This is a genomic window from Streptomyces aculeolatus, assembly GCF_020400605.1.
In the GTDB taxonomy this organism is placed as follows: Bacteria; Actinomycetota; Actinomycetes; order Streptomycetales; family Streptomycetaceae; genus Streptomyces; species Streptomyces aculeolatus.
On the sequence record NZ_JAINRD010000019.1, the window covers coordinates 159,386 to 185,628 of the forward strand.

22 protein-coding genes and 1 tRNA gene are annotated in these 26,243 nt (G+C 72.3%); 9 read left to right on the forward strand and 14 right to left on the reverse strand.

The features are described 5' to 3' along the window. Nucleotides 1-23: 23 nt before the first annotated feature. The gene (locus tag LG396_RS27520) at nucleotides 24-1,877 is read left to right on the forward strand and encodes an ABC-F family ATP-binding cassette domain-containing protein (RefSeq protein ID WP_225796823.1); all 1,854 of its coding nucleotides are present in this window, start codon (nucleotides 24-26) and stop codon (nucleotides 1,875-1,877) included. Between the two features lie 146 nt (nucleotides 1,878-2,023). Continuing rightward, complete coding sequence (locus tag LG396_RS27525; RefSeq protein ID WP_225796824.1) at nucleotides 2,024-3,772, forward strand: outer membrane protein assembly factor BamB family protein; 1,749 nt, start codon at nucleotides 2,024-2,026, stop codon at nucleotides 3,770-3,772. A 107-nt stretch (nucleotides 3,773-3,879) separates the two neighbouring features. On the opposite strand, the gene galK is transcribed toward LG396_RS27525, so the two are convergent. Genes galK through galT form a run of 3 tightly spaced genes read right to left on the reverse strand, consistent with a single transcriptional unit; the run spans nucleotide 3,880 to nucleotide 7,270 of the window. Further along, nucleotides 3,880-5,115 (reverse strand): galactokinase, encoded by a 1,236-nt coding sequence (gene galK / locus LG396_RS27530; protein WP_263979653.1) that lies wholly within the window; start codon nucleotides 5,113-5,115, stop codon nucleotides 3,880-3,882. Continuing rightward, the gene (galE, locus tag LG396_RS27535) at nucleotides 5,112-6,173 is read right to left on the reverse strand and encodes a UDP-glucose 4-epimerase GalE (RefSeq protein ID WP_225796844.1); all 1,062 of its coding nucleotides are present in this window, start codon (nucleotides 6,171-6,173) and stop codon (nucleotides 5,112-5,114) included. Before galE ends, galK begins: the two co-directional genes overlap by 4 nt. An 8-nt stretch (nucleotides 6,174-6,181) precedes the next feature. Further along, nucleotides 6,182-7,270, reverse strand: a complete 1,089-nt coding sequence (gene galT / locus LG396_RS27540) for a galactose-1-phosphate uridylyltransferase (protein WP_225796825.1) — start codon at nucleotides 7,268-7,270, stop codon at nucleotides 6,182-6,184. A gap of 266 nt (nucleotides 7,271-7,536) precedes the next feature. On the opposite strand from galT, the gene LG396_RS27545 reads away from it, so the two are divergent. Further along, a complete protein-coding gene (locus LG396_RS27545) occupies nucleotides 7,537-9,207 on the forward strand; it encodes a sodium:solute symporter family protein (RefSeq protein ID WP_225796826.1) in 1,671 nt (556 codons plus the stop codon). A 9-nt stretch (nucleotides 9,208-9,216) separates the two neighbouring features. Then, nucleotides 9,217-9,591, forward strand: coding sequence for a membrane protein (locus LG396_RS27550; RefSeq protein WP_037745867.1), 375 nt, complete (start codon nucleotides 9,217-9,219; stop codon nucleotides 9,589-9,591). Between the two features lie 106 nt (nucleotides 9,592-9,697). On the opposite strand, the gene LG396_RS27555 is transcribed toward LG396_RS27550, so the two are convergent. Beyond that, complete coding sequence (locus LG396_RS27555) at nucleotides 9,698-10,393, reverse strand: response regulator transcription factor (protein ID WP_225796827.1); 696 nt, start codon at nucleotides 10,391-10,393, stop codon at nucleotides 9,698-9,700. A gap of 359 nt (nucleotides 10,394-10,752) precedes the next feature. Between LG396_RS27555 and LG396_RS27560 the strand changes: the two genes are divergently transcribed. Further along, on the forward strand, nucleotides 10,753-11,517 hold the full coding sequence (locus tag LG396_RS27560; RefSeq protein WP_222439901.1) for a response regulator transcription factor: 765 nt from the start codon (nucleotides 10,753-10,755) through the stop codon (nucleotides 11,515-11,517). 194 nt (nucleotides 11,518-11,711) lie between these two features. Here LG396_RS27560 and LG396_RS27565 read toward each other — a convergent pair whose 3' ends face one another. Then, a complete protein-coding gene (locus tag LG396_RS27565) occupies nucleotides 11,712-12,206 on the reverse strand; it encodes a MarR family winged helix-turn-helix transcriptional regulator (RefSeq protein ID WP_018838420.1) in 495 nt (164 codons plus the stop codon). A 71-nt stretch (nucleotides 12,207-12,277) separates the two neighbouring features. Between LG396_RS27565 and LG396_RS27570 the strand changes: the two genes are divergently transcribed. After that, entirely contained in the window at nucleotides 12,278-13,075 is a 798-nt protein-coding gene (locus LG396_RS27570; protein WP_225796828.1) for a trans-aconitate 2-methyltransferase, read from the forward strand. Then, nucleotides 13,072-13,431: a VOC family protein gene (locus LG396_RS27575; RefSeq protein ID WP_018838418.1), complete on the forward strand. Its 360-nt coding sequence runs from the start codon at nucleotides 13,072-13,074 to the stop codon at nucleotides 13,429-13,431. Before LG396_RS27570 ends, LG396_RS27575 begins: the two co-directional genes overlap by 4 nt. A gap of 51 nt (nucleotides 13,432-13,482) precedes the next feature. Here LG396_RS27575 and LG396_RS27580 read toward each other — a convergent pair whose 3' ends face one another. Together LG396_RS27580 and LG396_RS27585 are read right to left on the reverse strand one after the other, a co-directional pair. Next, nucleotides 13,483-14,175, reverse strand: coding sequence for a TetR/AcrR family transcriptional regulator (locus tag LG396_RS27580; RefSeq protein ID WP_018838417.1), 693 nt, complete (start codon nucleotides 14,173-14,175; stop codon nucleotides 13,483-13,485). Next, the gene (locus LG396_RS27585; protein ID WP_018838416.1) at nucleotides 14,175-15,218 is read right to left on the reverse strand and encodes an acyl-CoA desaturase; all 1,044 of its coding nucleotides are present in this window, start codon (nucleotides 15,216-15,218) and stop codon (nucleotides 14,175-14,177) included. The genes LG396_RS27580 and LG396_RS27585 overlap by 1 nt, the downstream gene beginning before the upstream one ends. A 325-nt stretch (nucleotides 15,219-15,543) precedes the next feature. On the opposite strand from LG396_RS27585, the gene ppc reads away from it, so the two are divergent. Then, entirely contained in the window at nucleotides 15,544-18,336 is a 2,793-nt protein-coding gene (ppc, locus tag LG396_RS27590) for a phosphoenolpyruvate carboxylase (protein WP_100299523.1), read from the forward strand. A 111-nt stretch (nucleotides 18,337-18,447) separates the two neighbouring features. On the opposite strand, the gene LG396_RS27595 is transcribed toward ppc, so the two are convergent. The 7 genes from LG396_RS27595 to LG396_RS27625 all read right to left on the reverse strand — a co-directional run bounded on the left by LG396_RS27595 (nucleotide 18,448) and on the right by LG396_RS27625 (nucleotide 24,457). Continuing rightward, nucleotides 18,448-19,158 (reverse strand): hypothetical protein, encoded by a 711-nt coding sequence (locus tag LG396_RS27595; RefSeq protein WP_225796829.1) that lies wholly within the window; start codon nucleotides 19,156-19,158, stop codon nucleotides 18,448-18,450. 166 nt (nucleotides 19,159-19,324) lie between these two features. Continuing rightward, on the reverse strand, nucleotides 19,325-19,915 hold the full coding sequence (gene pth, locus LG396_RS27600) for an aminoacyl-tRNA hydrolase (protein ID WP_037750675.1): 591 nt from the start codon (nucleotides 19,913-19,915) through the stop codon (nucleotides 19,325-19,327). 78 nt (nucleotides 19,916-19,993) lie between these two features. Continuing rightward, nucleotides 19,994-20,608 carry a 50S ribosomal protein L25/general stress protein Ctc gene (locus LG396_RS27605; protein ID WP_027768290.1) on the reverse strand — a complete coding sequence of 205 codons (615 nt, stop codon included), beginning with the start codon at nucleotides 20,606-20,608 and terminating at the stop codon, nucleotides 19,994-19,996. A 191-nt stretch (nucleotides 20,609-20,799) separates the two neighbouring features. Next, on the reverse strand, nucleotides 20,800-21,777 hold the full coding sequence (locus LG396_RS27610; protein WP_037750673.1) for a ribose-phosphate diphosphokinase: 978 nt from the start codon (nucleotides 21,775-21,777) through the stop codon (nucleotides 20,800-20,802). Between the two features lie 97 nt (nucleotides 21,778-21,874). Then, the gene (gene glmU / locus LG396_RS27615; protein ID WP_018838410.1) at nucleotides 21,875-23,353 is read right to left on the reverse strand and encodes a bifunctional UDP-N-acetylglucosamine diphosphorylase/glucosamine-1-phosphate N-acetyltransferase GlmU; all 1,479 of its coding nucleotides are present in this window, start codon (nucleotides 23,351-23,353) and stop codon (nucleotides 21,875-21,877) included. A gap of 114 nt (nucleotides 23,354-23,467) precedes the next feature. Next, nucleotides 23,468-23,539 (reverse strand) — tRNA-Gln (locus tag LG396_RS27620). 12 nt (nucleotides 23,540-23,551) lie between these two features. Next, nucleotides 23,552-24,457 (reverse strand): hypothetical protein, encoded by a 906-nt coding sequence (locus LG396_RS27625; protein WP_225796830.1) that lies wholly within the window; start codon nucleotides 24,455-24,457, stop codon nucleotides 23,552-23,554. A gap of 157 nt (nucleotides 24,458-24,614) precedes the next feature. On the opposite strand from LG396_RS27625, the gene LG396_RS27630 reads away from it, so the two are divergent. Beyond that, nucleotides 24,615-26,192, forward strand: coding sequence for a sensor histidine kinase (locus LG396_RS27630; RefSeq protein WP_225796831.1), 1,578 nt, complete (start codon nucleotides 24,615-24,617; stop codon nucleotides 26,190-26,192). Nucleotides 26,193-26,243 lie beyond the last annotated feature (51 nt).

Below are 26,243 nucleotides of genomic sequence, written 5' to 3' on the forward strand. Positions count from 1 at the left end.
CCCGCGAGGAGCACCGCACCGTCATGGCCGCCGCCAACCTGGTCAACCTGGAAGCCGTCGACAAGGTCTACGGCACCCGCGCCCTCCTCGACGGCATCTCCCTCGGCGTCGCCGAAGGCGACCGCATCGGCGTCGTCGGCCGCAACGGCGACGGCAAGACCACCCTCGTCCGCCTCCTCGCCAAGCTCGAGGAGCCCGACGCCGGCCGCGTCACCCACACCGGCGGCCTCACCCTCGGCGTCCTCACCCAGGGCGACACCCTCGACCCCGCCGCCACCGTCCGGCACGAGGTCGTCGGCGACATGGCCGACCACGAGTGGGCCGGCGACGCCCGCGTCCGCGACGTGCTCACCGGCCTCTTCGGCGACCTCGACCTGCCCGGGTTCGAGCAGGGCCTCGACACCGTCATCGGCCCGCTCTCCGGCGGCGAACGCCGCCGCATCGCGCTGGCCAAGCTGCTCATCGGCACCCCCGGCCTCATCGTCCTGGACGAGCCGACCAACCACCTCGACGTCGAGGGCATCGCCTGGCTCGCCGAGCACCTGCGCACCCGCCGGGCCGCGCTCGTCGTCGTCACCCACGACCGCTGGTTCCTCGACCAGGTGTGCACCCGCATGTGGGACGTCCAGCGCGGCGCCGTCCACGAGTACGACGGCGGCTACTCCGACTACGTCTTCGCCCGGGCCGAGCGCGCCCGCATCGCCGCCACCGAGGAGGCCAAGCGGCAGAACCTGGTGCGCAAGGAGCTGGCCTGGCTGCGCCGCGGCGCCCCGGCCCGTACCAGCAAGCCCCGCTTCCGCATCGAGGCCGCCAACGCGCTCATCGCCGACGTGCCCCCTCCCCGCGACTCCGCGGAGCTGATGAAGTTCGCCAACTCCCGCCTCGGCAAGACGGTCTTCGACCTGGAGGACGTCACCGTACGGGCCGGCGGCGGCGCCGACGGCAGGGTGCTGCTCAAGGGGCTGACCTGGCAGCTCGGCCCCGGCGACCGCGTCGGGCTCCTCGGCGTCAACGGCGCGGGCAAGACGTCCCTGCTGCGTACGCTCGCGGACGCCGCCCGCTCCGGCGGCGAGCGGCAGCCGGCCGCCGGGCGGATCGTCGCGGGCCGGACGGTGCGGCTCGCGTACCTCTCGCAGGAGGTCACGGAGCTGGATCCGCAGTGGCGGCTGCTGGAGTCGGTCGAGCGGGTACGGCAGCGGGTGGACCTCGGCAAGGGGCGGGAGATGACCGCCTCGCAGCTGTGCGAGCAGTTCGGCTTCGGGCGCGAGAAGCAGTGGACGCCGGTGGGCGACCTGTCCGGCGGCGAGCGGCGGCGGCTGCAGTTGCTGCGGCTGCTGATGGACGAGCCGAACGTGCTGTTCCTCGACGAGCCGACCAACGACCTGGACATCGAGACCCTCACCCAGCTCGAAGACCTGCTGGACGGCTGGCCGGGGACGCTGGTGGTCATCAGCCACGACCGGTACTTCATCGAGCGGACGACGGACACGGTGCACGCGCTGCTGGGCGACGGGGCGCTGCGGATGCTGCCGGGCGGGATCGAGGAGTACCTGAACCGGCGGGCCCGTATCCGCGAGGCGCAGGCGCAGGCGCAGCCGCAGTCGGCGGGACAGGCCGGGACACCGCAGGCCGCGGCCCCGGCGGCCGGGCTGTCCGCGGCGGACGCGCGGGCGGCGAAGAAGGAGCTGCAGCGCATCGAGCGGCAGTTGGACCGGATCGGCGGCAAGGAGGGCGAGCTGCACGCCGCGATCGCCGAGCACGCGACGGACTTCGCGCGGGTGGCGGAGCTGGACGGGCAGCTGCGTGCGCTCGCGGCCGAGCGCGAGGAGCTGGAGCTGCGCTGGCTGGAGTTGGCGGAGGCGGCGGAGGCGGGCTGAGCCCGCGCGGGGGCGGATGGTCGGTGAGGTCGCGCACCGCCGGTCCCCGGGTTGTCCACAGGCCGAAGGCAGCCGTCACGTGCGAGTGGTAGAAATGAGCCACGCGACCGCAGCTCGTACGCACATCCATCCGGGGGGACAGGGACATGTCGCAGCCGCCACCGCCGCCGGGGCCGCCGTCCGGTGGCTTCGGGCCGCCGCCGGCCGAGGACCCGCAGCAGCCCGCCGGCCCCGGGTACGGATATCCGCAGACCCCGCCGCCCGCGCCCGGCGGCGGCTTCGGCGCGCCGCCGGAGCCGCAACAGCCCGCGCAGCAGCCCCAGTACGGCTATCCGCCGGCGCAGCCGCCGCAGACCCCGGCTCCTGCCCCGCAGCCGTACGGCCCGCCTGTGCAGCAGTCGCAGGAGCAGCACCACAGCTTTCCGCAGCCGGCCCCGGCGCACTCCGGCGGTTATCCCCAGGCGCAGGTCCCGGGCCTGCCCTCCGCGCCCGCGGCGCAGAAGCTCGTGCCCGTCTGGGCGGTCATCTCGGCGGTGCTGGCGATCCTCGTGGTCGCCGGCGGTACGGGCTGGTTCCTCACCCGCGACGACGGCGACACGCAGGCCGGCGGCGGCGGCGGCGGTGGCGGCGGGGCCAAGAAGGCCGTCAGCGAGAGCAAGCCCGCCAGCCCCGAGGGCGAGTTGCTCTTCGGCGTCGAGTACCCGCAGGTCGAAGAGGGCGCGACGTGGCCCGCGTCGGGCCAGTGGGCGACCGAGAAGATCTACGCCAAGGGCGAGCTGAACGCTGTGAAGGGCTACGACACCCAGACCGGCAAGGAGAAGTGGGAGCTGCCCACCGAGGGCCTCGTCTGCGGCGCCTCGCGGGCGGTCACCGACGACGGCAAGGCCGCCATGCTGGTGCAGGACGGCGAGGTCACCGACCCCGACGACTCGTACGCGCCGTGCTCGGAAGTCGTGCTCTTCGACGTCAACAGCGGCGAGGAGCTGTGGCGGCAGCATGTGGCGAGCGCCGACGAGAACGTGAAGTTCGACCACGTGACCATCGCCGGTGACACCGTCATCGCCTCCGGCCTCTCCGGCTCCGCGGCGTTCCCCCTCGCCGGCGGCGACCCGGTCTGGCAGACCAAGCCGACCACCGAGTGCAAGGACCACGACTACGCCAGCGACGGGGAGAACCTGCTGGGCCTGGTCTTCTGCGGCTCGCTCGACGAGGACATGAAGGTCCAGAAGGTCGACCCGGCCAGCGGCGGCATCTACTGGTCGTACGACGTGCCGGACGGGGTGCAGAGCGTGCAGGTGCTCTCGGTCGAGCCGCCGGTGATCACGATCGGCGCGGGCAAGACCACCGAGACGGACATCTTCGCCCTCGACGAGGGCAAGCTGCGCTCGAAGATCTCGCTGGGCACGGAGTCGGAGGGCCCGCGCTACAAGCCAGGTTGCGACTACTCCGGCGGCGCCGAGTCCTGCACGACGGTGGCGGTCGACGGCGACACGATGTACCTGCCGTCGCGCGCCCACCAGGGCAAGAGCGACTACGGCGACACGAACGAGATCGTCGCCTTCGACCTCGACTCGGGCAAGCCGACGAAGAAGTACGACGCCGGCGAGAAGCGGACGATGGTGCCGCTGCGGGTGGAGGACGGCAAGGTCATCGCGTACCGCAGGGGGACGTACGACACGGGGGGCGAGATCCTCTCCATCGACCCCCGCTCCGCCAAGGAGGAGATCTGGCTGGAGCTGCCGAACGACACGGCGGAGGCCGAGTCGACGCTGACCTACAGCGACAGCGTGCCGTACATATTCGAGCACGGCCGGTTCTATCTGGCGCAGGACATCATCAGCGACCGCGACGACGTGGAGTACTTCGCGCTCGCGTTCGGCAGCAAGGCCGAGTGACGGCGGCCCGCCCGGCGCCGGAAGAGGCGCCGGGCGGTACCGGACAGGACGTCTGAGCGATCCTGCACGGGCGGGCCGGGCCTGCAACGGGGACCGCCCTCGCAGCCTCAGACCAGGCGGCGGGCGCCTGCGCCGGGGACGGCGGTGAAGACCCGCGGCGGGCGGAAGTCCGCCGCGGCGAAGGCCGACTCGACGGCCTTGCCGACCGTGTCGACCGCGTCCGTCTCGACCAGCACGATCGCCGAGCCACCGAAGCCGCCGCCGGTCATGCGCGCGCCGAGCGCGCCCGCAGCGACCGACGACTCGACGACGACGTCGAGTTCGCGGCAGGAGACGCGGAAGTCGTCGCGCAGCGAGGTGTGCCCGGCGAGCAGCACGGGCCCGATGTCGCGGGTCCGGCCGGCGTCGAGCAGCGCGATGCACTCCTTGACGCGCCGGTCCTCGGTGACGACGTGCCGGACGAGCGGGTGCACCGCCACGTCCGTCAGCCGGGCCAGCGCGGCGTCCAGCTCCGCGTACGGCACGTCGCGCAGCGCCGGTACGCCCAGCGCCCGCGCCGCCGCCTCGCAGCCGGCCCGCCGCTGGGCGTACTCGCCGTCGCCCAGGGCGTGCTTGACCTGCGTGTCGACGACGAGCAGCGTGAGCCCCTCGGCGGCGAGGTCGAAGGGCACGGCGCGCTGCGTCAGGTCGCGGGTGTCGAGGTGGAGCACGTGGCCCGCGGTGCAGCACGCGGAGGCCATCTGGTCCATGATCCCGCTGGGTACGCCGACGAAGTCGTTCTCGGCACGCTGGCCCACCTTCGCCAGCTGCACGGGGTCGAGGTCCAGGCCGTACAGGTCGCTGAGCGCCAGCGCCGTGGAGACCTCCAGCGCCGCCGACGAGGACAGTCCGGCACCCGTGGGGACCGTGCTCTCGTAGTGGATGTCCGCGCCGCCGAAGTCGGCGAAGGCGTCGACGGTGCGGCGCAGCGCCCACACCACGCCCGCCGGGTAGGCGGCCCAGCCGCCGCGGTCACCCCCCACCGTCAGGGGATCGATGCGGTCGGCGTCCAGCTCCGTCAGGCGGGATTCGCCGTCGCCCGAGTGCAGCCGCAGCACGCCGTCGTCGCGGCGGCGGGCGGCGGCGAGGGTGGTGTGCGGGAGGGCGAGCGGCATGACGAAGCCGTCGTTGTAGTCGGTGTGCTCGCCGATGAGGTTGACGCGCCCGGGAGCGGCCCACACCCCGGCGGGCTGCTCCCCGTACAACTCGGCGAAGGCCGCGGCGGTCGCCGCGGCGCCGCCGGCCGGGTCGTCCGCGCCCGAGCCCGCCGCGCCCCGCACCCCTGTCGTCTCTCCGGTCGTCATCTGTCCCCTCCGCCTTCCCCCGCGCCCGCGACCCGCCGTGCGAAGTCCCAGGCGTCCGACACGATCCCCGCCAGTTCCGTGCGCGACGGCCGCCAGCCCAGCTGCTCCTTCGCCGCCTCCGCCGACGCCACCAGCACGGCCGGATCCCCGGCCCGCCGCGGCGCGACCACCTCGGGCACGGGGTGCCCGGTCACCCGGCGGACCGTCTCGACGACCTCGCGCACCGAGAACCCGGCGCCGTTGCCCAGGTTGCAGATGCGGTGCTCGCCGGGGCGTACGGCGTCGAGCGCGAGGAGATGCGCCTCGGCGAGGTCCGCGACGTGGATGTAGTCGCGGATGCAGGTGCCGTCCGGGGTCGGGTAGTCGTCGCCGAAGACGGAGATCGATTCGCGCCGCCCGAGGGCCACTTGGAGCACCAGCGGGATGAGGTGCGACTCGGGGTCGTGCCGTTCGCCGTACGGGCCGCCGCCGTGCTCCGGCAGGTACGCGCCGGCGACGTTGAAGTAGCGCAGCGACGCGGCGGCCAGCCCGTGGGCATGGCACTCCGCGCCGATCATCTGGTCGACGGCGAGCTTGGAGGCGCCGTACGGGTTCGTCGGCGCGGTGACGGCGTCCTCGGTGATCGGCACGGACTCCGGCTCGCCGTAGGTGGCGGCGGTGGAGGAGAACACCAGCCGCCGCACGCCCGCGTCGCGCATCGCGGCGAGCAGCTCCAGCGTGCCGCCGACGTTGTTGCGCCAGTACTTCTCGGGGTGCGTGACGGACTCGCCGACCTGCGAGAAGGCGGCGAAGTGCAGCACGCCGTCGTACGAGGAGTCCAGCCACTTCGCGGCGTGCTGGATCCGGTCCTCGACGAACTCGGCGCCCTCCGGCACCCCCGCGCGGAACCCGGTCGACAGGTCGTCGACGACCGTCACCGCGTGCCCGGCGGCCAGCAGGTGCGCCGCGACGACGCTCCCCACGTACCCGGCCCCACCGGTCACCAGGTACTTCCGGCCGCCCCCGGCGCGCCCGCCGCCGACCCCGCTGTCCCCGGCGCTCCCGGCGCCTCCGGCCACGTCATGACTCACGCGCTCGCTACCTCTCGCAGTCGTTCCGCCGCCCGTTCCGGCGGCACATCGGTGACAAAGGCGTCCATCGCGGACTCCGACCCCGCAAGATACTTCAGCTTGCCCGGGCTCCGCCGGATCGTGAACAGTTCGAGGTGCAGAGCGTAGTCAGCGCGCCCGGCCGCCCGCACCGGCGCCTGGTGCCACGCCGAGATGTACGGCGTCGGGGGCTCGCCGGGGCCGAAGATCCGGTCGAATCTGCGCAGGAGTTCGAGGTAGAGCCCGGGGAACTCGGCGCGCGCCTCGTCGCCCAGCGCCGGCAGGTCGGGCACGCGGCGGCGCGGGTAGAGGTGGACCTCGTACGGCCAGTGCGCCGCGTACGGCACGAACGCCACCCAGTGCTCCCCCGCCAGCACCACCCGCGTCCCCGCCGAGGTCTCGGCGGCGACGACGTCGTCGAAGAGGTTCCCGCCCGTCTTCGCCCGGTGCTGCTCGACGCACCGCATCATCTGCGCCGTGCGCGGGGTGGCGTACGGGTACGCGTAGATCTGCCCGTGCGGGTGGCCGAGGGTGACGCCGATCTCCTCGCCGCGGTTCTCGAAGCAGAAGACCTGTTCGACGCCGGGGAGTTCGCCCAGCTCCAGGGAGCGGTCGGTCCAGGCGTCGAGCACGAGCGCGGCCTGGCCGGGGGAGAGGTCCGCGAACGAGGCGTCGTGGTCGGAGGTGAAGCAGACGACCTCGCAGCGGCCCGCGCCCGGGGCGCTGACGAACGGCGGCTCGCCGGTCACCGGCCCCGGACCGCCGGTCAGCGAGGGGAAGCGGTTCTCGAAGACGGCGACCTCGTAGTCGTCGGCGGGGATCTCGCTCAGCCGCCCGCCCCGGGAGGGGCACAGGGGGCACTCGTCGGCGGGCGGGTGGTACGTACGGCCCTGCCGGTGCGAGGCGATGACCACCCACTCCCCGCGCAGCGGGTCGAAGCGCGCCTCCGACGCGGTGCGCGTCGGCTCCAGGGGGCGGCGGTCGACAGCGTCCCTGACGGCGTCGTCACGCGCGTCGAAGTAGATCAGCTCGCGCCCGTCCGCGAGCCGGGTGTGCGTCTTCTTCACTGGCGCCTCTTCCTGGGCCCTGGCCGCCTGCCCTGCCCGCCGGTCGTCATCGGTCCGGATCCCCAACACAATCGAACACAATGAACCACAAGCCAACAGGCGAGTCAACGCCGGAGCGTCGCTTACCCCAAATTATCCCTTATCAGACATTCTGGGTGCGAGATCCAACAGACAAGCAAACAGTCCCAACAGAAGCTTTCGGAATCCAACGCCACCCGTCTGGCTTCGTCTTCTGAACGCACCACGCACGGAAGCGGACCTGAAGCATGCACCCACTAGCGGCAGAGCTGCGGCTCGACACCAACGCCCTCGACTACGTGATCATGGCCATGTACTTCGCCGTCGTGCTCGGCATCGGGTTCATGGCCCGGCGAAGCGTCAAGACCAGCCTCGACTTCTTCCTCTCCGGCCGCTCCATGCCCGCCTGGATCACCGGTCTGGCGTTCATCTCCGCCAACCTCGGCGCCACCGAGATCCTCGGCATGGCCGCCAACAGCGCCCAGTACGGCGTCTACACCACGCACTGGTACTGGATCGGCGCCATCCCCGCCATGGTCTTCCTGGGCCTGGTGATGATGCCCTTCTACTACGGCTCGAAGGTCCGCTCGGTGCCGGAGTTCCTGCTGCACCGCTACGACCGCAGCGCACACCTGCTCAGCTCGGTGCTCTTCTCCTTCGCCGCCGTGCTCATCGCCGGCGTCAACCTCTACGCCATGGCCATCGTCGTCGAGGCGCTGCTCGGCTGGCCGGAGTGGGTCGCCATCGTCGTCTCCGCCGCCGTCGTGCTCGCGTACATCACCCTCGGCGGGCTGTCGTCCGCGGTCTACAACGAGGTGCTGCAGTTCTTCGTCATCATCGCCGCGCTGCTGCCGCTGACGATCCTCGCGCTCAAGCGCGTCGGCGGCTGGGACGGCCTCAGCGACACCCTCACCGCCTCCCGCGGCAGCGACTTCATGACCGCGTGGGGCGGCACCAGCATCGGCAGCGACAACCCGCTGGGCGCCAACTGGCTGACCATCGTCCTCGGTCTGGGCTTCGTGCTCAGCTTCGGCTACTGGACGACCAACTTCGCCGAGGTGCAGCGCGCGCTGTCGGCCAAGAACCTCTCCGCCGCCCAGCGCACGCCGCTCATCGGCGCGTACCCGAAGATCTTCATCGTCTTCCTGGTGATGATCCCCGGCCTCGTCGCGGCCGCCCTGGTGCCCGAGATCGGCACGTCCGGCTCGGACCTGACCTACAACGACTCGATTCCGTACCTCATGGAGCAACTGCTGCCCAACGGCATGCTGGGCGTGGCCATCACCGGCCTGCTGGCGGCGTTCATGGCGGGCATGGCGGCCAACGTCTCGTCGTTCAACACCGTGTTCACCACGGACATCTGGGAGCCGTACGTCAAGCGCGGCCAGACGGACGCGTACTACCTGCGCTTCGGGCGGATCATCACCGTGATCGGGGTGGCGGCCAGCGTCGGCACCGCGTTCATCGCGTCCAGCTTCAGCAACATCATGGCGTACCTGCAGACGCTGTTCTCCTTCTTCAACGTGCCGATGTTCGTGGTCTTCATCATCGGCATGTTCTGGAAGCGCACCTCCGTCAAGGCCGGCTTCTGGGGGCTGCTCGTCGGCACGGTCGCCGCGATGCTCAACTACTTCTGGATCTACAAGCAGGGCGTCATCAGCATCCCCAGCGACCAGGGCGCCAACTTCGTCTCCGCCATCGTCGGCTTCGTCGCCGGCGCCGCCGCGATGCTGGTCGTCACGCCGTTCACCCGCCCCAAGTCCCCCGAGCAGCTCGCGGGCCTCGTCTACGGCACCCGCTCCCCGGGCATGTCCGAGCCCCCCGCCGTGGGCGACGACGCCTGGTACCGCAAACCGGCGCTGCTGGGCTGGGGAGCGATCGTCCTGGCCGCCCTGTGCTACATCCCCTTCTCCTTCTAGGAGCGCACCATGAGCGACACCAACGAGCGCCCGGACGGCCCGGACCGCGGCATCCCGGACACCGGCGAACTGGCCGAGCAGATCGAGGAGCTGGAGCGCAGGTCGGCGACGGCCAGCAGGCTGTTCGACGTGCGGCGGCTGATCGGCGGCCTGTTCGTCGTGTACGGGCTGATCCTCGTGGTCGCCGGCGCCTTCGACTCCGACGCGGAGATCGCCAAGGCGGTGGACGTGCGCATCAACCTGTGGACGGGCCTGGGCATGCTGGCGCTCGGGCTGTTCTTCCTCGGCTGGCAACTGCTGCGGCCGGTGCGGCCGCCGTCGGCGGAGGAACTGGCGGAGGCGATGGACGGCCACCAGGGCAAGGACCGCCCCGACGGCCACTGACCCGTACACCGCCGGGTTGCCGTCCCCGTACGCGATTGTCCGAAAGCCGCCGCGCCCCCGCTGCCCCGCGCCGCCCCCGCACCGCGTCCGTGCCGCCCGGAAGCCGCTACACCCCCGCCTCGCCGTCGACCGCCGGGCGGGCGGCGGCGCGGTCCAGCAGTCCCGTACGGGCCGCGAGCGCCGCCGCTTCAAGCCGTGAACCCACCCCGAGCTTCATCAGCACCCGCTGCACGTGCGTACGGGCCGTGCTCGCGGCTATCCGCATCCCCTGTGCGATGAGCCGCGTGTCCTCGCCCTCCGCCACCCGCACCAGCACTTCGACCTCGCGCGGCGTCAGCATCTGGAGCAGCCGCGCGCCCTCGTCGTCGGGCTCCGCCGCCGGATTGAGCAGCTCGGTGAACGCGCTCTGCAACAACTGAGGAGCAACCGCCGCCTCCCCGGCCCGCGCCTTGACCAGCGCACGCTCCACGCCCTCGATGCGCTCGTCGTGCCGTACGTACCCGGAGGCGCCCGCGGCGAACGCCGCCGCTATGCCCCGCGGGTTCGGCACCGGGCCGAGCACCACCACCGCTATCTGCGGACGCTCCCGTTTGATCCGCAGGACAGGGTCGAACGCCCCGGGTGCGGCCGGGGTCGCCGTGCCCAGCAGGCACACCTCAGGTCCTCTGCTCACCACCAGCTCCGCGGCGCCCGCGGTGGGCGCGGCCGCGGCCAGCACCCGGTGCCCGCGCAGCTTCAGCGCGGACGCGAGAGCCTCGGCGAGCAGGCGGTGCTCGTCGACCACGATCAGCCGAACGGCCATCTCGCCTCCCCCCGGGGGTCTACTGCCCCGGCAACGTACAGCCTTACCGCTCCCGGGCCCGCCGGAACTCCGGAATCCATCCCCAACGGGGCCGTATCCGGCCGGTTTCTACTCCGCGTGGCGAACTCGCCACGGAAAGTTGGCCGTTGGGCTTCCCTTGTCGGTCGCGCGCCCTACGCTGTGGGGGCAGCACCGGTGGGGGCCGGTGCTCGTTCAGGGGGCGAGAGACGCGGGTACGGCGCACGGGGCGGGGTAGCTATGGGACGCGGCGGCGGCCGCTGCTCAGGCGGGCGCTCCACGCTCCGGGCGCCGTTCTCCGCATTCCGCGAGTTCTGGTAGTACGCGACATGGGGGTGTCCGTGGTTCGGATCCGGGTCCTGGTGGCCGATGCCCACCGCGTGTTCGCCGAGTCGCTGGCCGCGGCGCTGGCAGCAGAGCCGGATGTCGACGTGCTGCCGGCGGGCAGCGGGCAGGCCGCGCTGCGCTCGCTGGAGCGGGCGGCGGCGGAGGGCCGCCGGTTCGACGTGTTCCTGGTCGACGCCGACCTCGACCGCGACGTGCCCGCGGGCACCCCGGTGCCCGCGCAGGCGGTCGCGGGCAACGGCTCCGCGGCCGGTGCGCTGGGCGGGATATCGCTGACGGCGCGCGTCCGCGCGGCCCACCCGCAGACGCGCACGGTGGTCCTCGCGGCCCGCGACGACCCGGCGCGGGCGGCGGCGGCGCTGCAGGCCGGGGCGTACGGCTGGGTCGCCAAGGACAGCTCGCTGTCCCGGCTGCTGGCGGTGATCCGCGGTGTGCTGCGCGGCGAGACGCACCTGCCGCCGGCGCTGCTCACGGGCGTGCTGCGGGAGCTGACGGCGGCCCGGGAGCACCGCACGGAAAGCGAGCAGCTCGTCGAGTCGCTGACCCCGCGGGAGCACGAGGTGCTGCGCTGCATGGTCGCGGGCCTGGGCCGCAAGGCGGTCGCGGAGCGGCTGTACCTGTCGCCGCACACGGTCCGTACGCACATGCAGAACGTGCTGGGCAAGCTCGGCGTCCACTCGACGCTGGCCGCGGTCGCCCTGGCCCGCCGTGCCGGCGTGGGCCCGGTGGACCTGGGCGAACCGGCCCGGGTCAGCGGCTAGCGAGGCCAGCGGGGGAGCGGCGCGCGTCGGAACCGTCGCGCCCCCGGCGCGCCGGTTCCGCTCACGCCCGTAGGGCACGTGGGGGAGAGCCGTGCGACGCGCCTACCGTCCGGCCGCATGCCGTACCGGTCGCTTCCGTGCTCCCGCCGGCCGCGCCCGCGCCCGTGCGCGCCGCCCGCAGGGCCACCGCGGGGCTACGGCACGTTGTCGAAGGGCGCCGTCAGCTGCCGCAGCAGGTCCGCCAGCTCCCTGCGCCGCTCCGGCGGCAGCTCCGCGAGGATCGCCCGCTCCTGCGCCAGCAGCGCCGCCAGCGCCGCGTCCGCGCGCTCGCGGCCCTCGGCCGTGAGCCGGACGAGCACGCCGCGCCGGTCGCTGGGGTCCGGCAGCCGCTCGACGAGGTCCTTCTTCGCCAGCCGGTCGATGCGGTTGGTCATCGTCCCGGAGGTGACCAGGGTCTGGGTGAGGAGCTGGCCGGGGGAAAGCTGGTACGGCTCGCCGGCCCGGCGCAGCGCGGTCAGCACGTCGAACTCCCAGCCCTCCAGGCCGTGTTCCGCGAACGCCAGCCGCCGGGCGCGGTCCAGGTGGCGGGCCAGCCGGCTCACCCGGCTCAGCACCTCCAGCGGCTCCACGTCGAGGTCGGGGCGCTCCCGGCGCCACGCCGCGACCAGCCGGTCCACCTCGTCCCGCATGCGATCAGTGTAGTCGGTCTGTCGACATGAAGTCTCTTGACATCGAGATACATCGGCGGAACGCTGGACGCATGACCTCACCCTCCTGGGACCCGCAGCAGTACCTGCGCCACGAGGGGCCCCGCACCCGCCCCCTCGCCGACCTCCTCGCCCGCGTCGGCGAGCTGCCCCGCCGCCCGGCGCGGATCGCCGACATCGGCTGCGGCACGGGCAACGGCACCGCGCTGCTGGCCGCCCGCTGGCCCGGCGCCCACGTCACCGGCTACGACAGCTCGCCCACCATGCTCCGCACCGCCGCCGCCCACGCCGGGCCCACCCCCGGCGGCGGCCGGATCGACTTCGCCCTCGCCGACCTCGCCGACTGGACGCCGGAGCCCGGCGCGTACGACCTGATCCTCGGCAACGCCGTGCTGCAGTGGGTGCCCGACCACTGGGAGCACTTCCCCCGCTGGCTCGCCGGGCTCGCCTCCGGCGGCACCTTCGCCTTCCAGGTCCCCGGCAACTTCGACGCGCCCAGCCACGCGCTGATGCGCCAGCTCACCCGCGAACCGCGCTGGCGCGACCGGCTGCACGGCGTGCTGCGCGACCAGCCGGTGCTCCAGCCCGTCGCCTACCTGGAGCTGCTCTGCGACCTCGGCTGCGCCGGCGACGCCTGGGAGACCACGTACGCCCACCTCCTGCACGGCACCGACCCGGTGCTGGACTGGGTGAAGGGCACCGGGCTGCGCCCCGTCCTCGACGCCCTCGGCGACGAGTCCGACACCTTCGTCGCCGCCTACGCGGCCCTGCTGCGCACCGCCTACCCGCCGGGCCCGCACGGCACCCCGTTCCCGTTCCGCCGCATCTTCGCGCTGGGAGTCACGCCATGATCACCGGACTCGACCACGTCCAGCTCGCCGTCCCCGCCGGCAGCGAGGAGATCCTGCGCATCTTCTACGGCGACGTCCTCGGCATGACCGAGGTGCCCAAGCCCGCGGTGCTCGCCGCCCGCGGCGGCTGCTGGTTCACCTCCGGCGCCGTGACGCTGCACCTCGGCGTCGAGCAGGACTTCCGCCCCGCCCGCAAGGCGCACCCGGCGCTCGTCGTCACCGACCTCGACGCGCTGGCCCGCCGGCTGGCCGCCCGCGGCCACGACGTGACCTGGGCCGACGGCGAGATCCCGGGCGTACGGCGCTTCCACACCGCGGACCCGTTCGGCAACCGGCTGGAGTTCCAGGCCGCGTAAAGGCCCCTCCGGGAGGGGCGGGGCGGACTGTCGCGGCCCGCGGGCCGGGGGCTACGCGCGGCGGTGGCCTATCAGCCGCGGCTTGGCCTCCAGATCACCCAGCCCGTGCCAGGCCAGGTTCACCAGATGCGCCGCGACCTCGGCTTTCTTCGGCTTGCGCACGTCCAGCCACCACTGCCCCGTCAGCGCCACCATCCCCACCAGCGCCTGCGCGTACAGCGGCGCCAGCTTCGGATCGAAGCCCCGGGACTTGAACTCCAGCCCCAGGATGTCCTCCACCTGGGTGGCGATGTCGCTGATCAGCGACGCGAACGAGCCGTGCGACTGCGCCACCGGGGAGTCCCGGACCATGATGCGGAAGCCGTCGGTGTACTCGTCGATGTAGTCCAGCAGCGCGAACGCGGCCTGCTCCAGCAGCTCCCGCGGATGCCCCGCGGTCAGCGCGCTCGCCACCATGTCGAGGAGCCGGCGCATCTCGCGGTCGACGACGACCGCGTACAGCCCCTCCTTGCCCCCGAAGTGCTCGTACACGACCGGCTTGGACACACCCGCCTTCGCGGCGATCTCCTCCACCGACGTCGCCTCGAAGCCGCGCGCCGCGAACAGCGTCCGCCCCACGTCGACGAGCTGCTCGCGGCGCTCCTTGCCCGTCATCCGCCGCCGGGTACGGCGCGGCGGCTTCCCCTCGCCGCCGTCGCCGCTGTTGCCCGTGCTGCTCTTACCCGCGGTAGCCACGGGCTCCATCATGCCGCGTCGGCGGCGCTCTCCTCACGGCGGGCCGACGCGGCGGCCGCGCCCTTGCCCGAGCCCTTGCGGGAGTCGCCGTCCTTGTTGCGCTTCGCGTCGATACGGGACTGGGTCGGCCAGCGCACGTCGTACGCCCAGCCCAGCTTCTCGAAGATCTGGATGATCCGGGCGCTGGAGTCGATCTGGCCCTTCATCACGCCGTGCCGGGCGCAGGTCGGGTCCGCGTGGTGCAGGTTGTGCCACGACTCGCCGCCGGACAGCACCGCCAGCCACCACACGTTGCCCGAGCGGTCACGCGACTTGAACGGGCGCTTGCCGACCGCGTGGCAGATCGAGTTGATCGACCACGTGACGTGGTGCAGCAGCGCGACCCGTACCAGCGAGGCCCAGAAGAACGCCGAGAGCGCACCCTCCCACGACCAGGTGACCAGCCCGCCGACCAGCGGCGGGAACAGCAGCGAGACCGCCGTCCACAGCACGAACTGGCGCGACACCCGGCGGACCGCCGAGTCCTTGATCAGGTCCGGCGCGTACTTGTTCTGCGGCGTCTGCTCCTCGTCGAAGAGCCAGCCGATGTGCGCCCACCACAGGCCCTTCATCAGCGCCGGCACCGTCTCGCCGAAGCGCCAGGGGGAGTGCGGGTCGCCCTCGGCGTCGGAGAACTTGTGGTGCCTGCGGTGGTCCGCGACCCAGCGCACGACCGGGCCCTCCACCGCCATCGACCCGGCGATCGCCAGCGCCACCCGCAGCGGCTTCTTCGCCTTGAACGAGCCGTGCGTGAAGTACCGGTGGAAGCCGACCGTCACGCCGTGCAGGCCGAGGAAGTACATGAACGTCATCAGTCCGAGGTCGAGCCAGCTCACCCCCCAGCCCCAGGCCAGCGGGATCGCCGCGACCAGTGCGACGAACGGCAGCACGATGAAGGCGAGCAGCGTGATCTGCTCGATCGATCTCTTGTTCTCACCGCCGAGCGTCGCGGACTCGGGGGTGACCGTGGCCGAGCGGGGCTGCTCGTCGATCACTTCGGACGTGGACGGCATGGGCATCCCTCGGAGGCTGGGGAACATGGACCAGCGAGGCTACGGTCCCGTAACCTACGTTGGCGTAAGTATGGCATGCCTCAGTTCCGGGCTGAAAGAGGCACGGTCCCAACGGGCGTACATACGCGCCCGTGTGGAAGGAACACCTCTTGAGTGCCCGCAGACGCCGGTTCCCATGCCGCAACCCCGCGGGCTTCGCCCACCCGGGCAGCGAGCAGGGCCGACTAGTCTGGGGGCGTCGGACAGCGCGGTCCGCACCCCGGCCCGCCGCGCGCCGCCGCGCACGGGCGGAAACACCAGCGCCGCACGCCAAGGAGCCGCACCAGTGACCAGTGCCGACACCCACGCGCACCGCCCCGCCGGAGCCGCAGGCCCCGACCCGGGCGCCGCGGCCGCCGGCAACGCCGAGCTGCGCGCCGACATCCGGCGCCTCGGCGACCTGCTCGGCGAGACCCTCGTCCGCCAGGACGGGCAGGAGCTGCTGGACCTCGTCGAGCGCGTACGCGCCCTCACCCGCACCGACGGCGACGCCGCCGCCGAGCTGCTGCGCGCCGTCGACCTGGAGACCGCCGCCCGGCTCGTGCGCGCCTTCTCCACCTACTTCCACCTCGCCAACGTCACCGAGCAGGTGCACCGCGGCCGCGAGTTCCGCGCCCGCCGCGCCGCGGAGGGCGGCAGCCTCGCCCGTACCGCCGACATGCTCAAGGACGCCGACCCCGCCCACCTGCGCGAGACCATCGCCAGCCTCGGCGTACGCCCCGTCTTCACCGCGCACCCCACGGAGGCCGCCCGCCGCTCCGTCCTCACCAAGCTGCGCGACGTCGCCCGCCTCCTCGAAGCCGACGAGGGCAAGTCGGCCGCCGACCGCCGCCGCTGCGACCGCCGCCTCGCCGAGGACATCGACCTCATCTGGCAGACCGACGAGCTGCGCGTCGTACGCCCCGAGCCCGCCGACGAGGCCCGCAACGCCATCTACTACCTCGACGAGCTCAACCGCGGCGCCGTCGGCGACGTCCTCGAAGACCTCGCCGCCGAACTGGAGCGCGTCGGCGCCGACAAGTCCGCCGTACTGCCGCCCGGCACCCGCCCGCTGACCTTCGGCACCTGGATCGGCGGCGACCGCGACGGCAACCCCAACGTCACCCCCCAGGTCACCTGGGACGTACTCCTTCTCCAGCACGAACACGGCATCACCGAGGCCATCGGCCACGTCGACGAACTCCGCTCCGCCCTGTCCAACTCCATCCGCAACGGCGGCGCCACCGACGAACTCCTCGCCTCCGTCCAGCACGACCTGGAGCTGCTCCCCGAGATCAGCCCCCGCTACAAGCGGCTCAACGCCGAGGAGCCCTACCGGCTCAAGGCCACCTGCATCCGGCAGAAGCTCCTCAACACCCGCCGCCGCCTCGCCGACGGCAGCGCCCACGTGCCCGGCCGCGACTACCTCGGCACCACGCAGCTCATCGACGAACTCACCCTCGTCCAGACCTCGCTGCGCGCCCACCGCGGCTCCCTCGTCGCCGACGGCCGCCTCGAACGCACCATCCGCACCATCGCCGCCTTCGGCCTCCAGCTCGCCACCATGGACGTACGCGAACACGCCGACGCCCACCACCACGCCCTCGGCCAGCTCTTCGACCGGCTCGGCGAGGAGTCCTGGCGCTACCTCGACATGCCCCGCGACTACCGCCGCGGCCTCCTCGCCAAGGAGCTGCGCTCCCGCCGCCCGCTGGCGCCCACCCCCGCGCCCCTCGACGAGGCCGGCACCAAGACCCTCGGCGTCTTCGACACCGTCCGCAAGGCCATCGACGCCTTCGGCCCCGAGGTCATCGAGTCGTACATCATCTCCATGTGCCAGGGCGCCGACGACGTCTTCGCCGCCGCCGTCCTCGCCCGCGAGGCCGGACTCCTCGACCTGCACGCCGGCTGGGCGAAGATCGGCATCGTGCCGCTGCTGGAGACCACCGACGAGCTGAAGATCGCCGACGACCTCCTCGACGCCATGCTCTCCGACCCCTCCTACCGGCGGCTCGTCTCCCTGCGCGGCGACGTCCAGGAGGTCATGCTCGGCTACTCCGACTCCTCCAAGTTCGGCGGCATCACCACCTCCCAGTGGGAGATCCACCGCGCCCAGCGCCGGCTGCGCGACGTCGCCCACCGGCACGGCGTACGGCTGCGCCTCTTCCACGGCCGCGGCGGCACCGTCGGCCGCGGCGGCGGCCCCACCCACGACGCGATCCTCGCCCAGCCCTGGGGCACCCTCGAAGGCGAGATCAAGGTCACCGAGCAGGGCGAGGTCATCTCCGACAAGTACCTCGTGCCGTCCCTGGCCCGGGAGAACCTCGAACTGACCGTCGCCGCCACCCTCCAGGCGTCCGCCCTGCACACCGCGCCCCGGCAGTCCGTCGAAGCGCTCACCCGCTGGGACGCCGCCATGGACGTCGTCTCCGACGCCGCCCACGCCGCGTACCGCCGGCTCGTCGACGACCCCGACCTGCCCGCCTACTTCTTCGCCTCCACCCCCGTCGACCAGCTCGCCGAGCTGCACCTCGGGTCCCGGCCCTCCCGCCGCCCCGACACCGGCGCGGGCCTCGACGGGCTGCGCGCCATCCCCTGGGTCTTCGGCTGGACCCAGTCCCGGCAGATCGTGCCCGGCTGGTTCGGCGTCGGCTCCGGGCTGCGCGCCGCACGCGAGGCCGGCCTCGACGCCGTCGTGGAAGAGGCGTACGAGCACTGGCACTTCTTCCGCAACTTCCTCGCCAACGTCGAGATGACGCTCGCCAAGACCGACCTGCGGATCGCCCAGCACTACGTCGACACCCTCGTGCCCGACGAGCTGAAGCACATCTACGCCGTCATCGAGGCCGAGCACGAGCTGACGGTCAGCGAGGTGCTGCGCATCACCGGCGAGACGGAGCTGCTGGAGGCCAACCCGGTGCTCCAGCAGACGTTCCGCATCCGCGACGCCTACCTCGACCCGATCTCGTACCTCCAGGTCACGCTGCTGGGCCGGCAGCGCGAAGCCGCCGAACGCGGCGAGGCCCCGGACCCGCTGCTGAGCCGGGCGCTGCTCCTGACGGTCAACGGAGTCGCGGCGGGCCTGCGCAACACGGGCTGACCTCCGGCCCGGCCGGCGGACCTACGGCGCCGGGCACACCCCGACGGCAACCGCACGCGGCCCCCGCCCTCCCGGGGCGGGGGCCGCGTGCGTACTCCTGCGGGGCCGTGCTCAGTGCTGGCGGCCCGCACCCCGGCGGCGGAGCACCAGGTACCCGCCCGCGCCCAGGAGGATCGCCGAGGCGATCGAGATGCCCGTCACCGACGCGCCGGTGGCCGCCAGGCCGCCCGACCCGTCGTCGCTGCCGCCCTGCGCGCCCGGCGCGGCGGACGCACTGGGCGTGGCGTCCCCGCCCTCCTCGCCGCCCTTGCCGTCCTCACCGGGCTTCCCGGGCTCGCCCGGCTGCTCCGCCGGCTCGGAGGAGCCGTCCGAGGGGGCGCCTGACGGGGAGTCCGACGGGTCCGGCGACTCGGACCCGTCCTCGCACTCCGTCCAGAAGACCTTGTGCTTCGCGGCCCCGTTCTCGCCCTTCCAGTTCCAGAACAGCTTGTAGTGGCCGTCCGGGAGGGTCATGTCCTCGGTCCGGCCGTTCCCCTCGCCGTCGAGGACGATCGCGCCCTCGTCCGCGACGGTCTTGTTGTCCCCGGTCGGCTTCCAGCCGACGATCTGCCACGTGACCTGCTGCCCGGCGTCGAAGCCGAAGGCGTCGAGGTAGAACTCGCAGACCTTCGGCTCGTTCTTGCGAAGCTCCTCGCCGGTGGCGGAGTCGTGGATCTTCACGGTCCCGTTGTCGCCGTTGGCCGCCGGCGCCGGCGCGGCGGCGAACAGCAGGGAGGCGGCAGCGGCGGCGGCGACGGCGCCGGCCGAAGCAATGGTTCGCATGGGGTACCCAACTTCGTGAGTGAAAGGTGTGCGGAGGGAAGTCGGGGGGCGGCTCAGCTTCCGCCTCCGGCGCGGCGCCGGTCAAGGCAGGCTGCGCACCGCTCATCCCCTTTCGGAGCGTGTGCGAGGAAAGCCCTGTGTCACAGTCTTGTGACAGACCGCGCGATCAGCCGTTGAACGTGTTCTGGGCCCGCTCCAGACCCTCCGTGACCAACGCCTCCACCGCATCCGCCGTACGGTCCACGAAATAGCCGAGATCCTTCCGCTCCACCGCGGAGAAGTCCTTCAGCACGTAGTCCGCCACCTCCATCCGCCCCGGCGGCCGCCCCACACCGAACCGCACCCGCAGATACTCCCGCCCCAGCGACTTCGACAACGACTTCAACCCGTTGTGGCCGTTGTCCCCGCCACCGAGCTTCAGCCGCAGCGTGCCGTACTCCAGATCCAGCTCGTCATGGACGACGACCAGCCGCTCCAGCGGCACCTTGTAGAAACCCGCCAGCGCCGAGACCGGCCCCCCCGACAGGTTCATGTACGTCATCGGCTTCGCCAGCACCAACCGCCGGCCCGCAGGCCCCGGCGGACCCAGCCGCCCCTCCACGACCTGCGCCCGCGACTTGTGCGCCTTGAACCTGCCCCCCACCCGCTCCGCCAGCAGATCCGCGACCATGAACCCCACGTTGTGCCGGTTGCCCGCATACCCCGGGCCCGGATTGCCCAGGCCCACGACAAGCCACGGCTGCGCTGCGTCCGACATCTGCCGGCCCTCCCGGGATACGTGTGCCTGCACCAACGGAAACGGGGGGCGGGCCCGTACGGCCCGCCCCCCGCCCGATCACTCCTCCGACTTGCCCTCGTCGCCCGCGGCCTCGCCCTCGGCCGCCTCACCCTCCGCGGCCGGCTCCTCCGCCTGCGGCGCGACCACGTGCAGCACCGGGTCCTCGCCGTCCACCGCCAGCGTCACCCCGGCCGGCAGCTTCACGTCCTTCGCCGCCACCGTGGCACCCGCCTCCAGGCCCTCGACGCTCACCGTCACGGACTCCGGAATGTTCGTCGCCTCGGCCTCCACCGGCAGCGCGTGCAGCGTGTGCTCCAGCAGGTTCTGGCCCGGCGCCAGATCGCCCTCGACCTGGATCGGCACCTCCACCGTGACCTTCTCGCCGCGCTTCACGACCAGGAGGTCCACGTGCTTCAGCACCCCGGTACGCAGCGCGTCACGCTGCACGTCCTTCGGGATGACCAGCTCGGACTTGCCGCCCAGCTCCAGGCTGATCAGCACGTTCGACGTCTTCAGCGCCATCAGCAGGTCGTAGCTCGGCAGCGCCACGTGCCGCGGCTCCGCGCCGTGGCCGTAGATGACACCCGGAACCTTGTCCTCGCGCCGCAGCCGGCGGGCCGCGCCCTTGCCGGTCTCGGTCCGCGGCTCCGCGGCGATCTTGTACTCGGCCATGACTGCACTCCTCGCAGTAGGTGAAGCTGACGGGACGGTCACCCGGCCGCAATCGGCCTGCTACGAAGAGCGCGTCGATAACGGAGCACCGAACCGGAACCGGACGAACCGGGACGGCCTCCCTCGCCGAGCAACTCCGGGAGTCTACCCGGCGGCGGGAGGCCGCCCCAAGTCGATCTTCTGCGAAACCGCTACGCGTGCTCGTCGAAGAGGCTGGTCACCGACCCGTCCTCGAACACCTCGCGCACCGCCCGCGCGATCACCGGCGCCATCGACAGCACCGTGATCTTGTCCAGGTCCAACTCGCTCGGCGTCGGCAGCGTGTTCGTGAAAATGAACTCGCTCACCTTCGACCCCTTCAACCGGTCACCCGCAGGACCCGACAGCACCCCGTGCGTCGCCGCCACGATCACGTCCTCCGCGCCGTTCGCGAACAACGCGTCCGCCGCCGCACAGATCGTGCCCCCCGTGTCCACCATGTCGTCCACCAGCACACACACCCGGCCGGCCACATGACCCACGACCTCGTGCACCGTCACCTGGTGCGCCACATCCGGATCCCGGCGCTTGTGCACGATCGCCAGCGGCGCACCCAGCCGGTCACCCCACCGGTCCGCCACCCGCACCCGCCCCGCATCCGGCGAGACCACCGTCAGCTTCGACCGGTCGGTCTTCGACGCCACGTAGTCCGCCAGCACCGGCAGCGCGAACAGATGGTCCACCGGACCGTCGAAGAAACCCTGGATCTGGTCCGTGTGCAGATCCACCGTCAGGATCCGGTCCGCACCCGCCGTCTTCAGCAGATCCGCGATCAGCCGCGCCGAGATCGGCTCCCGGCCCCGGTGCTTCTTGTCCTGGCGCGCATAGCCGTAGAACGGGACGATCGCGGTGATGCTCCGCGCGGAGGCACGTTTCAGCGCATCCACCATGATCATCTGTTCCATGATCCACTGATTGATCGGCGTCGTGTGACTCTGCATCACAAAACAGTCGGCACCCCGCGCCGACTCCTGGAAACGGACGTAGATCTCACCATTGGCGAAGTCGAACGCCTTCGTCGGCACGAGGCCCACACCCAACTGGTGCGCGACCTCCTCGGCAAGCTCGGGGTAGCCACGGCCGGTGAAAAGCATCAGCTTCTTCTGGCCGGACGTCTTGATCCCGGTCACAGCACGTTCTCCTCGGTATCAGGGCAGGCGGCCGGGCGGGCGGCCGGGTGGATGTCCTACTCACCGTACGCCCCGAACGCCCACACCACCCACGCCCTCACCCCGCCTGACCGGCCCCCTCGTCCCCCTCCACACCCTCACCGCGCGCCGCCTCCGCCGCCTGCGCCGCCGCACTCCCAGGCCGCTTACGGGCCACCCAGCCCTCGATGTTGCGCTGCTGACCCCGCGCCACGGCCAGCGAACCCGGCGGCACATCCTTCGTGATCACCGACCCCGCAGCCGTGTACGCGCCATCCCCGATTGTGACCGGCGCAACAAGCATGTTGTCCGCACCCGTACGGCAATGACTCCCGATCGTCGTGTGATGCTTCGCCACCCCGTCATAGTTGACGAACACACTCGCGGCACCGATGTTCGTGTACTCCCCGATCGTCGCGTCCCCCACATACGACAGATGCGGCACCTTCGTCCCCGCACCCACGTCCGCGTTCTTCATCTCCACATACGTCCCCGCCTTGGCCCCCGCACCCAGCCGCGTCCCCGCCCGCAGATACGTGTACGGACCCACACTCGCCCCCGCACCGATCTCCGCCCCGTCCGCAACCGTGTTGAGCACCCGCGCCCCCGCACCCACCACCGTGTCCGTCAACGTGCACCCCGGCCCCACCTCGGCACCCGCCCCCACACGCGTCGCCCCCAGCAACTGCGTCTGCGGCAACACCACCGCATCCGGCTCGAACGACACCCCCACGTCCAACCACGTCGACGCCGGATCCACCACCGTCACCCCCGCCAGCATCGCGTCACGCAGCAGACTGTCGTTCAACAGCCGGCGCGCCTCCGCCAACTGCACACGGTTGTTGATCCCCAGGATCTCCCGGTGATCGACCGCCCGCGACGCACCCACCCGGTGACCCGCGGAACGCAGGATCCCCAGCACATCCGTCAGGTACTCCTCACCCTGACTGTTGTCCCGCCGCACCTGCGTCAACGCCGACGCCAGCAGCTTCGCGTCGAACGCGAACACCCCCGAATTGATCTCCCGGATCTCCCGCTGCGCCGCCGACGCGTCCTTGTGCTCCACGATCCCCGTCACGGCCCCCGCCGCGCCCTCCCGCACGATCCGCCCGTACCCGGTCGCGTCCGGCACCTCCGCGGTCAGCACCGTCACCGCGTTCCCGTCCGCGGCATGCGCCCCGGCCAGCCGGCCCAGGGTCTCCCCGGCCAGCAGCGGCGTATCACCGCACACCACCACCACGGTCCCGTCCAGCGCCACCCCGTCCCCGGCCAGCTCCTCCAACGCGATCCGCACGGCGTGCCCGGTCCCGTTCTGCTCCTCCTGGACCACGGCCCGCGCCCGCGGCGCGATCTCCCCGAGATGCGCACTGACGGCCTCCCGGCCGTGCCCCACGACGACGACGAGATGCTCGGGGTCCAGCTCTCCGGCGGCGGCGACGACGTGCCCGACGAGCGAGCGACCACAGATGCGGTGCAGGACCTTGGGGGTCGCGGACTTCATACGGGTGCCTTCGCCCGCGGCGAGTACGACGACGGCTGCGGGGCGGTTCGCGGTCACGTGAGGTGTCCTTACGCAGGCGGAATCGGGGATACGGGCAGGATACCGAGGGGGTACGCGGGGGTAATGCAAACGGGCCCCGGCGATTGCCGGGGCCGGAAGTCGATCCGTAGGCTCCCCTGCCTGGACTCGAACCAGGAACAAATCGTCCAAAGCGATCCGTGTTGCCGATTACACCACAGGGGATAGCTAATCGGGCTAAACGGACACTTCCCCGGTCCGTCGCCCGGCGGCCACCACTATGCCGTACCACCACCCCTCGATGCGACGGTACAGTTCTGCGCCGTCCCGGACCGTTACACGAAGGCACCCCTTGTAGTCCTCGCCGGTGTTCGTGCGGTTGGTCCGGGGGTTGTGCGTCTTGAGTGAGGTTTTGAGTAGAAGGCTGCGGTCCACGCCCACGTGCGCGGCCCAGAACTCCTCCGCGGCGGCGGTGTCCGCCGTCTCGTGGATCTGCACGCTGAACCGCAGTCGCTGCGCATCGACCTCCAGCAGGCGGAGCCAGGCCAGGAAGGCCGTGATCATCCCGGGGTCGCTGTTGACGAAGATCACTCTTTCCCGCCCGCCGGGGGCCTTCGCCTTGGCGCCCTCGGACCAGTAGAGGCCCACGCCGACCAGGAACAGTTCCCTGTCGCTGAGCCGGCCGATCTCGCGGGTCGCCGCCTCCTTCGTCTGCTGTCTCTCCCTCTCCCGTTTTCGCAGTGTCGCCTCCCAGCCCCTCTTCGCGATCGCCGACGCCTCCTCCCGGGTCCGGGGCGGTGGCTTCGGCAGGTCGCGTACCCACAGGGAGATCGAGCTCTTCGAGCAGCCCAGCTCCAGCTGGATCTGGTCGTACGTCCTGCCCTGCGTCCGTAGCTCGCGGGCCCTTGACCGCAGCTCGTCCTTGGCCCGCGGGCGCTTCGTCCACTCCGGGGGCGGTTCGCCTTCCAGGAGGCGGTTGAGGAGGTCGTTGTTGCCGACCTTCAGGTGGTCGCGGATCTGTCTGCGGCTCAGGCCCTCCCGGCGCAGGGACACCGCCCTGTCGCGTAGTTCCTCGAAGGTCGCCGTGCCGGTGAGCAGGCCGCCCGTGCCGTCGCCCGGGCGGCGTTGTGCTGCGTGGGTCATGGCGACCAGCCTCGTCGGGGGTCCGGGCGGCGGATGCGAATATTCGGTCGATTCACCAGTTCGGGGCTTACCTGGCGGTTTCGTGTGCGTTCGAATGCGTTGCGTGCTGTTGAACCCGGAGCCTGTTCCCGCGCGATCGGCCCTTACGCTGGTTGGTATGACCGCGTCGGGGGAAGCCGTGAGCGAGGTCTCCGGGGGGCGGAGGCCGGTCTGGTGGTGGGCGCGGCGCCGGTCGTTGGTGCTGGACGTGGTGCTGGCGCTGGCGTCGGCCGCGGAGTGTGCGGTGCAGGGGGTGCCGTTCTCGCGGGATGCCGGGCTGCCGGTGGGGTTCGGGATCGTGCTCGGCGTGGTCGCGGGGAGCGCGCTCGTGCTGCGGCGGCGGTGGCCGATCGTCCCGGTGCTGGTGGCGATGGCCGTCACGCCCGCGGAGATGGGCTTCCTGCTGAACATCGTCGGTCTCTACACGCTTGCCGCCTCCGACATCCCGCGGCGCATCACGGCGGCTCTGGCCGGGATGTCCGTGTCTGCCGTGATCATTGTCACGTTCGTGCAGATGTACCAGACGTTCGAGGAGCACGACCGGGATTCGCCGTTCGTGCTGGCCGCGCTCGTCGCCCTGCTGATGTCGGTGGGCGTGACGCTGCCGCCGCTGCTCTTCGGGCTGTACGTGGGTGCGCGGCGGCGGCTCGTGGAGAGCTTGCGGGAGCGGGCGGACGGGCTGGAGCGGGAGTTGTCGCTGCTGGCGGAGCGGGCGGAGGAGCGCGCGGTGTGGGCGCGGCGTGAGGAGCGCACGCGGATCGCGCGGGAGATGCACGACGTGGTGGCGCACCGGGTGAGTCTGATGGTGGTGCACGCGGCGGCGCTGGAGCGGGTGGCGCTCAATGATCCGGAGAAGGCGGCGCGGAACGCGGCGCTGGTCGGGGACATGGGGCGGCAGGCGCTGACGGAGCTGCGGGAGATGCTGGGTGTGCTGCGGATGCCGGCGGGGTCGGTGTCGTCGGCGTCGGGGAGCGGGCCGGCCGGTGGTGGTGCCGTGGTCGGTGCCGCGGCGTCGGAGGGTTCGGGTGCCGGTGCTGCTGCGGCTGCCGGTGGGGGTGGGGCCGGGGCTGCGGGGTCCGGTGCGGGTGGTGTCGGGGTTGTCGGGGCGGGTGCCGGGGGCGGGGAGCAGGGCGGTGCGGGGTCTGCTGCTCCGGCGCGTGTTGCGGCGGGTGCCGCGGCGGGTTCCGGCGGCTCGTCGCCGGGTGTCCGGGCGCCGGCGGGGGCGACCGCGTCGGGGGAGGGGGCTGCCGGTGCCGGGCGTGGTCCGCGGGCGGCCGGCGACGGCGGGGCCGGCGGGGGGCCGGGGCCGTGTCTGGACGACCTGGAGTCGCTGATCGGGGAGTCGCGGGCGGCCGGGATGGCCGTGGACTTCGCGGAGGAGGGCGATGCCGGCCCGTATGCCGCGGAGGTGGAGCAGACGGTCTACCGGGTGGTGCAGGAGGCGCTGACGAACGTGCACAAGCATGCGCCGGGTGCGAAGACGCGGGTGCTGTTGGCGCACCGTGTCGCCGAGGTCGCGGTGCTGGTGCTCAACGGCCCGTCCGACGCCGCTTCGCAGAGTGCCGGGCTGCCGAGCGGCGGCAACGGGCTGGTGGGCATGCGTGAGCGGGTGACGGGTCTGGGGGGCGGCTTCGTCTCGGGTGCGACGGAGGCCGGGGGTTTCCGCGTGTCGGCCGTGCTGCCCAGCGGGAAGTAGCGCCCCCGGCCCTGCGGGTGCCCCGCTGCGGCCTTACGCCTGGACGCGGCG